Below are 10,667 nucleotides of genomic sequence, written 5' to 3'. Positions count from 1 at the left end.
GTTCCCAGATCGTGAAGGCCCCTGCCCACCCCCGTCGGGCAGGGGCCTTCACCTCTTCTCCCAGCTGTCTCCCGGAAGCCGTCACCGCGCATCCCGTTGACGTGGCCGAGCCCACCATGTGAAATGTCACCCATCACATGCGATGCATCGTAACGCACACCACCCATCTGATTTGAACGTTCAAACGCCATCGCCCCGCCACCCGACCGGAGGTAGCTCCGCCATGCCGCCCCGCCCCCGCGCCTTACCCACCGGTCTCGCCCTCCTGACCGTCCTCGCCGCCCAGGCCCTCGGCGCCGCCCCGGCCCTGGCGGCCGCCGGAACGCCGCTCGTCGACGGCGGCGGCTACCTCCTCGGCTCCGCCCTGGACGGCAGCTGCCTCGGCCCGCAGTACGCCCAGCCCACCCCCGGCACCCCGGTGGTCGGCGCCGCCTGCGGGCGGCTGCTCAGCCAGCGCTGGCAGCTGCGCCGCGCCGGCACCGACTACCTGCTGGTCAACGCCGCCAGCGGCCGCTGCCTCACCCTCGGCGGCCCGGACCGCCGCCCCGCCACCGCCGACTGCGGCAGCTCCCCCGAGGCCGAGCGCTTCACCGTCTCCCGCGCGCCGCAGGGCACCTACACCCTCACCACCCGCGGCACCGGCGGCTGCCTGACCGCCGACCCGGCCCCGGTGGCCCACCACTGCGACAACCGCCCCGCCCACCGCTGGACGCTCACCCGCACCGAGCCGCTGGTCCTCGCCGACCCCGGCTTCGAGCAGAGCGGCATGAGCGGCACGAGCGGCACGAGCGGCACGAACGGGACGAGCGGCACGAGCGGCACGAACGGCGCCGCCACCGCCGGCAGCACCTCCGACGGCTGGACCTTCACCCCCCACACCGGCACCGCCACCAACAACCCGCACGGCGGCGCCCGCCTCGCCTACCTCGACGCCGGCCCCGGCTACGCGGTGAGCCAGCAGGTGACCGCCGTCACCGCGGGCAGCTACGACCTGTCCGCCTGGATCGCGACGGGCAGCGCCGGCGGCAGCCTCTCGGTGAGCGTCAACGGCACCGTGGTGCGCTCCCTCCCGCTGCCCGAGCAGTCCCTCTACGCGAAGTACACCCTCCCCCGGGTCCGGGTCGCCCCCGGCGACCGGCTGACCCTCACCATCGGCTCCTCCCCCACGGGTTGGATCAACGTGGACGACGCCGCCGTCGCCCCGGCCGCCCCCAACGACCCGGTGATCAGCTCCTCCGACCCCGAGGCCGTCGCCCTCTTCGACTGGGCCAAGGCCAAGGCCAACAGCTGGGTGCAGCAGGCCGGCGCCACCGGCGTGCTCGACCAGGACGAGAACCACCCCGGCGGCACCGGCACCACCACCTACGACGCCACCTACTGGGCCGGCTACCCGTTCCGCTCCGCCTTCTACAGCCGCGACTTCGCCCACCAGCTGGTCGGCGCCCACCTGCTCGGCCTGGACGCCGAGAACAAGACCATGCTGCGCGGCTTCGCGGCCTCCGCCACCGAGGTCAACAAGCTCTACCCGGTCTGGGCGCTCAACTTCGACGCCCGCAGCTACGGCGCCATCGACTACCGGAGCCCCGACCGCTTCGTCCGCGAGCTGCCCGCGCCGTTCGAACTCGTCCAGCAGGCCGGCGAGGCCTACCGCTGGACCGGCGACCGCGACTACGCCGAGGACCCGGGCCTGGGCCGGTACGTGCGCAACACCCTCGGCCCGTTCATCGCCGCCCGCCCCGGCCCGGTCGACAACGGCGGGGTGCCGATCCCGCAGGCCACCAGCCGCAGCATCTTCGCCGGCACCGCCAGCTACGCCGAGAACGCCACCCGCACCTACGCCGAGGCCGGGGACGCGGTCGGCGCCCAGTACCAGGCCTACCTCTCCGCCGCCGCGCTGGCCGACGCCCGGGGCGACGCCGCCTCCGCCGCCGGCTACCGGAAGGCCGCCGGGCAGCTGCGCGCGTACGTCAACTCCACCTGGAGCGTGGACGGTTCGCAGCCCGGCGAGGTCGTCCACGGCTACGACACCGCCGGCAAGCCGATCACCGGCTGGGGCTACGAGGCGAGCGTGCTGATGCCGGTCAAGGGGCTGCTCGACCCGGGCCCGCGCCGGGACGCCCAGCTCGCCGCCATCGACGCCGCCGACTCCGGCCCGGAGCGCTCGGCGAACCTGGAGGCCTACACCTACCTGCCGGACGCCTTCTTCGCCAACCACGACGGCAGCACCGCCTGGAAGTGGATGCGGCACGTCTACGAGAGCGTCGGCGAGCCGCACGTGAGCGGCGCGATGCTGAACGGCGACTACCCCGAGGTCCCGTTCACCCTGCTCGCCCAGACCGTCCAGGGCCTGCTCGGCGTCACCCCCGACGCCGCCGGCCACGCGCTCGCCACCACCCCGCAGCTGCCCGCCTCGATGGGCTGGCTCCAGGTCGCGGGCATCCCGGTGGGCGGCGGCACGGTGACCGTCCGCCACGACGGCGCGCAGCGCAGCACCGTCACCAACACCGGTACGGAGCCCGTCACTTGGGAGGCCCGCTTCCCCGGTCAGCACGCCCGCGCCACCGTCGACGGCGAGCAGCGGGAGGCCCGCACCACGACCGTCGACGGCACGACCTACGCCTCCACCACCGTGACTCTCGCGCCCGGACACTCCGCGACCGCGACCGTCACCGACTGACCCCCACACAGCACAACCGCGGCCGGCCGGCCCCACCCGGCCGGCCGCACCCCCCTCACTTCCTGACGGTTCGTCATCTCACCATCCCCCACCCCTCAGGAGGGCGCTCATGCGCCGAACCCGCCGCCGTGTCGCGGCATCCCTGCTCTCCGTCGCCCTCGCGACCGCCGGCCTCGGAGCCGTCGGCCTCGGCACGGCCGCTCCCGCCACCGCCACCCCCACCCCCACCGCGATCGGCACCGGCCCCGGCACCGGCCCCGGCCTCGGCAACGGCAACGCCCTGACCCCGCCGATGGGCTGGAACTCCTGGAACTCCCTCGGCACCGAGGTCACCCAGGAGCAGGTCGTCCAGACCATCGACTTCATGGCCGCCAACGGCCTGGTCGCGGCCGGCTACGACACCGTCACCATAGACGACGGCTGGTCGCTCTGGCACCGCGACGGCCAGAGCTCCGACCTGGTCCGCAACGCCGACGGCGGCCTCCAGCTGTACGACAACGCCGGCAACCCGGTCAGCGGCACCGACGGCACCGGCAACGACCCCACCTCCGGCCACCTGGTCCCGCGCCCCGACCACTTCCCCGAGCGGACCGTCGACGGCCACACCGTCAACGGCATCGCGTACCTCGCCCAGTACGCGCACAGCAAGGGCATGAAGTTCGGCCTCTACGCCACCGACACCTACCTCACCTGCCAGATGCACCCCGGCAGCCTCGGCCACGAGTCCACCGACGCCGCCGACTTCGTCTCCTGGGGCGTCGACTTCGTCAAGTACGACGACTGCCCGTACGGCCCGCAGATCGTCGGCCCGGACGGGCACAACTACTACACCCAGGGCGAGGGCAAGGAGCTGACCCGCTCCATCTACGCCCGGGTGCAGACCTTCCAGCACGCCCTGGACGCGGCCTCCGCCGCCCAGGGGAAGCCCAAGGCCACCCTCAGCGTCTCCGCCCAGCCCGTCCACAGCGGGGTCCCGTACCTGCTCGCCGCCGACGACCCGGCCCGCACCGACCCGGTGGTCCAGGCCGCCGGGACGGCCCCCTTCCACGCCCCCGGCTACGCGCCCACCGGCATCTGGTGCGGCCAGGTCGCCAACCTCTGCCGGATCGGCGGCGACCGGGACAGCGAGCTCGACGGGGTGCTCTGGAACGGGCAGTTGCAGACCGCGCTGCAGTACCCGGGCAACGTCCGCCCGGGCAGCTGGAACGACCTGGACATGATGTTCACCGGCTGGCAGGACGTCTACGGCCTGTGGGGCACCACGGACACCTGCACCTGCCACAAGCCCTTCACCGACGACGAGTCGCGGACGGAGGCCTCGGTCCTCGCCATGCTCGCCGCGCCGATGATCTCCGGCGCCGACCTGCGCACCGCCGCTCAGTCGCAGCACAGCGCGGACGGCTACACCTGGTCCACCGGGATCAACGACACCAGCCTGGCGATCCTGAAGAACAAGGAGGTCATCGCCGTCGACAAGGACGGCCTGGCGAAGCCCGCCACCCTGGTCGGCGCCAAGCCCGCCGACGGGCACGCCCCGGTGGTCCTCAAGCGGCAGCTCGCCAACGGCGACACCGCCGTGCTGCTGGTCAACCAGGACCCGTCGGCCGGCCGCACCGTCGCCACCAGCCTGGCCGAACTCGGCCTCGGCGGCTCCGCCTACCAGGCCAAGGAGCTGTGGACGGGCGCGGGTTCGACCGTCACCGGCCCGATCAGCGCCTCCCTCCCGCCGCACGGCGCGGCCCTCTACCGGCTCGCCAAGCAGGGCACCGGCGGGCCGTCCGGCGTGGTCGACGACGGTGCGTACCACTCCCTGAGCAGCGGCGGCCTCGCGCTGTCCCTGCTCGGCTCGTGCACCGCGCCGCTCGGCTCGATCACCGACCTGGAGCCCGCGCGCCCCGGCGACCCGGCGCAGCAGTGGACCTTCACCAGTAACCCCGACGGGACCATCCGGATCAGCGACAACTGCGCCACCGGCACCCACCGGCACACCGTGCTCTCCGCCGGGGCCTCGGCCGGTGACAGCGCCTACCTGCTCGACCTGTCGCCCGGCAACCCCTGGCAGGAGTGGAAGCTGACCCAGGACCAGGCCACCGGCTCCGTCACCGTCACCAACGTCGCCACCGGCCTCGCCCTCGACGCGGGCGCCGGCACCGCCGGCACCCCCGTCACCACCCGCCCGGCCACCGGCCAGCGCTGGACCCTCGGGTCCTGAGGGCCCGCTCAGTCCCTCGTGCCGGCCGTCCGCCGCGTGGCGCGGACGGCCGGCATCCGGACCAGTACCGCCACGCTCAGCCCGAAGACGACCACGCCCAGCGGGACGTGGACCGACGGCACGTGCGCGACGCCCAGCACGACCTGCGCCGAGGCCAGCACCAGGAACCCGGTGGCGTACAGGACCGGACGGGGCGAGCCGCCGCCGGGCCGCCAGGCCAGGACGGCGGCGAGCAGGTACAGCATCGAGGACCCGTACATCACGCGCGCGCCGACGCTGTGCAGCGTCTCGCCGTAGGAGGTGGAGAGCAGCAGCCCGGCCGTGACCGCCTGGAAGAGGACCGCCACGGTCTGGAGCGCCACGGACACCCGGAGGAAGGTGTGGACGCGTGCTCCCACCGTCCTGTCCGCCGTGTCCGTGGTGCCCGTGGTCGCCTCCGCCGTCGTCCCGATGGCCATGACGCGCTCCCCTCTTCTGCCTCGCGGCAGCTGATCGATAGTGTCCCGCTCATCCGACGACACAGGCCGGCGAAGTGTGAGGCGAGGGTCCATGACGGACGAGCAGACCCGGGGAGCGGCCCCGACCGTGAGCACCCCCTCCGTACCGGACCCGGGCGTGGTCGTCGGCGAGCGGCGGCAGCTGATCAACCTGGCCTACCGGCTGCTCGGTTCGCTGGCCGAGGCCGAGGACGCGGTGCAGGAGACGTACGCCCGGTGGTACGCGCTGTCCCGGCGGCAGCAGGAGGCCATCGCCTCGCCGGGTGCCTGGCTGTCCACGGTGGCCGGCCGGGTCTGCCTGGACCAGCTCGGGTCGGCGCGGGCCCGGCGGGAGCGCTACGTCGGCGAGTGGCTGCCCGAGCCGCTGCCCGACCGCGGCGAGTGGATCGGCGGCCCGACCGACGGCGGCGGGCCGGCCGATCCCGCGGACTGGGTCACCCTGGACGAGTCGGTGACCATGGCCTTCCTGGTCGTCCTGGAGGCGATGACCCCGGCGGAGCGGGTGGCGTTCATCCTGCACGACGTCTTCCGCTACCCCTTCCCCGAGGTGGCCGGGATCGTCGGCCGCACCCCGGCGGCCTGCCGCCAGCTGGCCTCCTCCGCACGCCGCCGGATCAGGGCCGCCCAGGCCCCGGCGACCCCGACGGGCGCGCAGGCCGGGTTGGTACGGGACTTCAAGCGGGCCTGGGAGGCCCGGGACATCGCGGCCCTGGTCGGCCTGCTCGCCCCCGACGCCACGATGACCGCCGACGGCGGCGGCCTGGCCGGCGCCGCCCTGCGCCCGGTGGTGGGCGGCGAGCGGATCGCCCGGTACCTGGTCCACTTCGCCGACCTCGCCCCCGGGCTCACCCTCCTCGAACGGACCGTCAACGGCCGCCCCGGCCTGGTCGCCCGGCTCGGCGGCCGCACCGCGACGGTGGCGGCCTTCGACCTGGCCGACGGCCGGATCACCCGCGTCTGGGCGGTCCGCAACCCGGAGAAGCTGCGCCCGTGGACGGAGCGCGAGCCGACACGCGAGCCGGAGCGCGAACCGCACGGCCGCTGAGTGGTCCTACAGCTCCACGTTTCGTCGCGGGTCAGCCCTTCGGGTGGTCGGGCGAGGCCGGGTCGAGCGAGGACAGGAAGTTCCGCATGCCGTCGAGGTAGCCGGGGGTGAACAGCGAGCGCGGTGCGGCGACGGCGAGGAAGGTGCTGCGCAGCTCGGAGTCCTCGACCTCCTTGGGCACCATGTTGTGGGTCGAGTCCGGGAAGCGCAGGACGTGGAGCAGGCCCGGGGTGGTGACGAGGCGGCGGTAGGCGGCCTCGGTGTCGTCGCTGTCGACGTTGACGTCCCGGCCGCCGAGGACGAGCTGCACCGGCACCCGGAGGGCGGCGAGGTCCTCGGTGGCGTCGGAGAGGTGGTTGCGTTTGTTGAACGCCCAGCGCTCGGGGGTCAGCCCGTCGACGTCGCCGCCGGCGGCCCGGTACTCCTCGAAGGTCGAACCGGCCCGCAAGGCGGCCAGGTTGCGGTCGCTGCGGGCGACGGCGGCCGCGGTCTCCGCGGGCGAGGCGTGCCGTTCCCCCAGCTCGGCGAGCAGGTTGTAGCGGCCCTGCTGGAGCCAGTTGACGGCGGTGCCGACGGCGATCACGAACCTGACGTCCGGGGACTGCCGGGCGGCCTTGGGCATCACCCAGCCGGCCTGGCTGGCGCCCCAGAGCCCGATCCGGTTCGGGTCGATGCCGGGCTGGGCCTTGGCCCAGCGGATCGCGGCGAGGGTCTCGTCGACGCGGTCCTGCATGCTCTGGTCCAGCCAGTCGCCGGGGGCGTTGTTGACGCCGGGCTTGTCCCAGGAGAGCGTCGCGTACCCGGCCTTCGCCATGGCCTCCCAGAGCGGCCGGTAGAAGGTGTCGTGGGTGGCGTCCACGGGCCCGTCGCCGTGGACGAAGACCACCAGTCCGTAGGGCCCGTGGCCGCCGGTGGGGCGGGCCAGGACGCCCTGGAGCGGCTGCCTGCCGCCGGTGACGGTGACCCGCTCCTCCGTGAGGTCGTACTCGTTCTGGTAGACCACCCAGCCGCCCGCGCCGGCCAGCAGCACGGCCACGGACAGCAGTGAGCCCCAGAGCCACCGGCGCCTGCCGAACATCTTCATAGCGTTCACTCACCAATCGTTCGTTTCGAAAACGACCGTAGCAGATATGAACACAATGAGGTGATCGTCTTTCCCGCCGCCTACCCGGAGGCGGTCACCGCCCGACCGGCGCCGTCCCGGCCTCGGGAGCCACCCGCTCCGACACCACCGGCTCCGGGAGCGTCCGGAACAGCGCCCAGCTCAGCACCGGCATCAGCACCAGCGGCAGCAGCGCCGTACGCAGCGAGGTCGCGTCCGCGAGAGCGCCGATCACCGGGCTCGCCAGCCCGCCGACGCTCACCGTCAGCCCGAGGGTGATCCCGCTCGCCGTACCGATCCGCGACGGCAGGTAGTCCTGCCCCAGCGTGACCTGCAGGGAGAACGGCACGTACAGGCCCGCCGAGGTCAGCGCCACGAACAGGTACAGCGCCGGGCCCGGCACCAGCAGCACCCCGGCCACCGCGACCGCCGCCACCAGGTACGACCAGCGGGCCACCGCCACCCGCCCCCACCGGTCCGCCAGCGCGCCGCCCAGCACCGAGCCCACCGCGCCGCCCGCGTACAGCACCACCAGCGCCGCCGTGCCCGCCGCCGCACCGCCGCCCAGGCGCTGGGCGGTGAACAGCGAGAGGAAGGTGCTCAGCCCGACGAACGCGACCGAGCGGCAGACCACCGCCAGCGACAGCCGCACGAAGGCCGCCCGGTCGTCGGCCCCCGGAACGGGCTCCCGCGCCTCCCCGGCCGCCCGCCGCCGCTCCAGCTCGCGCAGCACCGGCAGGCAGAGGGCGGCGCCCGCGAGCGCGGGCAGCGCCAGCAGCGGGGTCAGCCGCAGCCCGCCCGTCCCCACCACGGCGGCGACCAGCAGCGGGGCGGCGGCGAAGCCCAGGTTGCCGCCCAGCGAGAACCAGGCCATCCCCCGGTGGGTGCCCAGGCCGCGCCGCCCGTCCCCCGCCCGCCGCGCCGCCAGCCGGGCCACCCGGGCCGACTCCGGGTGGTAGGCCGCCACCCCGACCCCGGACAGCGCCACGAAGGCCAGCATCAGCCCGTACGAGCCGCCCACCCCGCTGAGCGCGATGCCCGCGCCGCCCAGCAGCGTGCTGACCGGCAGCAGCCAGGGCAGCGGCCGGCGGTCGGTGAGCGCCCCGAACAGCGGCTGCGCCACCGAGGAGAGCAGCGAGGCGGCGAGCACCACCCCGGACACGGCGGCGTAGCCGTAGTGGCGCTCGGCCGCGAAGAACGGCACCAGGGCCGCCACCGCGCCCTGGTAGACGTCCACACAGGAGTGCCCGACGGAGAGCAGGAGGATCGACCTGCGGTCGGAGGATCGTTTCGGCATGCCGCCAGCCTCGGGCCCGCACCCGCTGTCGGACTTCCGATAACCTGCCATCCGATGCCGAGAATCCGCCACGATCCCGTCGCCTCGCGCCATACACCCGTCGCGTCGCGCCACACTCCCGTCGCATCGACCGAGGCCCGCCTGCTGCCCTCCGGCGGCGCCATCGACGCGCACCGGCACGACGACCACCAGATCGCCTACGCCGCCCGGGGCGTGGTCGGCATCACCACCGACGCCGGCTCCTGGGTCGCCCCCGGCGACCGCGCGCTGTGGATCCCGGCCGGCGCCGTCCACGCCCACCAGGCCCACGGCGAACTCGAACTCCACCTGGTCGGCCTGCCCGCCGCCGACAACCCGCTCGGCCTCGACCGCCCGACCGTCCTCGCCGTCGGCCCACTGCTGCGCGAACTGATCGTCGCCTACACCCGCACCCCCGACCAGGACACCCCCGAACGCGCCCGGCTCCGCGCCGTCCTGCTCGACCAGCTGCGCGCCTCCCCGCAGAGCCCGCTCCACCTCCCCACCCCCGCCACACCCCTGCTCCGCGCCCTGTGCGCGCTGCTGGAGGCCGACCCGGCCGACGGCCGTACGCTCGCCGAACTCGGCCGCGCCGTCGGCGCCAGCGACCGCACCCTCTCCCGGCTGTTCCGCGCCGACCTCGGCATGACCTTCCCCCAGTGGCGCACCCAGCTGCGGCTGCACCACGCCCTGGTGCTGCTCGCCGAGGGCCTGCCCGTCACCACCGTGGCGCACCGCTGCGGCTGGGCCTCCGCCAGCGCCTTCATCGACGTGTACCGCCGCGCCTTCGGACACACCCCGGGCGGGCGCGCGCCGCGCTGAACGCCGTTGTCCGTACCGCGTGGCAGGCTGGGGGCATGTGCGGCCGCTTCGTCTCCACCACCACGCCCCAGGACCTCGTCTCCCTGCTCGGGGAGCTCCGGTGGGACCCGGCCGAGACCTTCGCGCCGAGCTGGAACGTCGCCCCGACCGACCCGGTCCCGGCCGTCCTGGAACGCGTCGACCGGGACACCGGCGAGCTGCTGCGCCAACTGCGCCCGCTGCGCTGGGGCCTGGTCCCGTCCTGGGCCAAGGACCCGTCCGGCGGCGCCCGCCTGATCAATGCCCGCTCGGAGACCGTCGACACCAAGCCCGCCTTCCGCAAGGCCTTCACCACCCGCCGCTGCGTCATCCCCGCCGACGGCTACTTCGAGTGGCGCGAGGTCCCCGCCGCCGCCGACCGGAAGAAGTACAAGCAGCCGTACTTCCTCAGCACCGGCGGCCTGATGCTGATGGCCGGCCTCTACGAGTTCTGGCGCGACCCCACCCGCCCCGAGGACGACCCGCTCGCCTGGCTGGCCACCGCCACCGTCATCACCACCGACGCCACCGACTCCGCCGGCCGCGTCCACGACCGGATGCCCCTCACCATCGCCCCCGACGACCTCGCCACCTGGCTCTCCCCCGCCCACACCGACCCCGCCGAACTCCACCACCTGCTGCACAGCCCCGCCGACGACACCCTGCGCGTCCGCGCCGTCCCCACCACCGTCAACAGCGTCCGCAACAACGGCCCCCACCTGCTGGACACCGCCCCGGACCCACTGGGCCTGGCGGACTGAGGCCGAACCAGGGAGATTCCCAATGATGTTGTCAAGCCAGGGCGGTGACGCCTCGTGACCGCCTTACTGCGCTGGGGCGGCGTTCTTGGGCGCAACTGCATCGAAGGTGCGGCTGTCGCGTACGAGGGCCCAGAGCACGTTGAGACGGCGCCTGGCGAGGGCCAGGACGGCCTGCTTGTGGGACTTGCCCTCGTCGCGCTTGCGCCGGTAGAACGCCT

General features: G+C 74.2%; 8 protein-coding genes and 1 pseudogene. 5 read left to right on the top strand and 4 right to left on the bottom strand.

Annotated elements, in window-relative coordinates; translation table 11 throughout:
• Positions 1 to 223: 223 nt before the first annotated feature.
• Both ACFRQN_RS37470 and ACFRQN_RS37465 read left to right on the top strand, forming a co-directional pair.
• Entirely contained in the window at positions 224 to 2,677 is a 2,454-nt protein-coding gene (locus ACFRQN_RS37470) for a hypothetical protein (RefSeq protein WP_380745035.1), read from the top strand.
• 109 nt (positions 2,678 to 2,786) lie between these two features.
• Positions 2,787 to 4,889, top strand: coding sequence for an alpha-galactosidase (locus ACFRQN_RS37465; RefSeq protein ID WP_380745033.1), 2,103 nt, complete (start codon positions 2,787 to 2,789; stop codon positions 4,887 to 4,889).
• 8 nt (positions 4,890 to 4,897) lie between these two features.
• On the opposite strand, the gene ACFRQN_RS37460 is transcribed toward ACFRQN_RS37465, so the two are convergent.
• Complete coding sequence (locus ACFRQN_RS37460) at positions 4,898 to 5,347, bottom strand: hypothetical protein (protein ID WP_380745031.1); 450 nt, start codon at positions 5,345 to 5,347, stop codon at positions 4,898 to 4,900.
• A 91-nt stretch (positions 5,348 to 5,438) separates the two neighbouring features.
• Between ACFRQN_RS37460 and sigJ the strand changes: the two genes are divergently transcribed.
• Complete coding sequence (gene sigJ, locus ACFRQN_RS37455; RefSeq protein ID WP_380745028.1) at positions 5,439 to 6,431, top strand: RNA polymerase sigma factor SigJ; 993 nt, start codon at positions 5,439 to 5,441, stop codon at positions 6,429 to 6,431.
• Between the two features lie 31 nt (positions 6,432 to 6,462).
• Here sigJ and ACFRQN_RS37450 read toward each other — a convergent pair whose 3' ends face one another.
• Positions 6,463 to 7,515: an alpha/beta hydrolase family protein gene (locus ACFRQN_RS37450; RefSeq protein ID WP_380745037.1), complete on the bottom strand. Its 1,053-nt coding sequence runs from the start codon at positions 7,513 to 7,515 to the stop codon at positions 6,463 to 6,465.
• Positions 7,516 to 7,609: 94 nt separating this feature from the next.
• On the bottom strand, positions 7,610 to 8,830 hold the full coding sequence (locus ACFRQN_RS37445; RefSeq protein WP_380745026.1) for an MFS transporter: 1,221 nt from the start codon (positions 8,828 to 8,830) through the stop codon (positions 7,610 to 7,612).
• 54 nt (positions 8,831 to 8,884) lie between these two features.
• Here ACFRQN_RS37445 and ACFRQN_RS37440 point away from each other — a divergent pair, with 54 nt between their 5' ends.
• Both ACFRQN_RS37440 and ACFRQN_RS37435 read left to right on the top strand, forming a co-directional pair.
• Positions 8,885 to 9,670, top strand: a complete 786-nt coding sequence (locus tag ACFRQN_RS37440) for an AraC family transcriptional regulator (RefSeq protein ID WP_380745024.1) — start codon at positions 8,885 to 8,887, stop codon at positions 9,668 to 9,670.
• A 35-nt stretch (positions 9,671 to 9,705) separates the two neighbouring features.
• The gene (locus ACFRQN_RS37435; protein WP_074003103.1) at positions 9,706 to 10,449 is read left to right on the top strand and encodes an SOS response-associated peptidase; all 744 of its coding nucleotides are present in this window, start codon (positions 9,706 to 9,708) and stop codon (positions 10,447 to 10,449) included.
• Positions 10,450 to 10,512: 63 nt separating this feature from the next.
• On the opposite strand, the pseudogene ACFRQN_RS37430 reads toward ACFRQN_RS37435, so the two are convergent.
• Positions 10,513 to 10,667 (bottom strand): annotated as a pseudogene (locus tag ACFRQN_RS37430) (IS110 family transposase); the annotation flags it as partial.

This window comes from Kitasatospora sp. NPDC056800 (genome assembly GCF_042789775.1).
Classification (GTDB): Bacteria; Actinomycetota; Actinomycetes; order Streptomycetales; family Streptomycetaceae; genus Kitasatospora.
The sequence above is the reverse complement of the archived record's forward strand: the minus strand, read 5'-3'. Positions and strand labels throughout refer to the sequence as shown.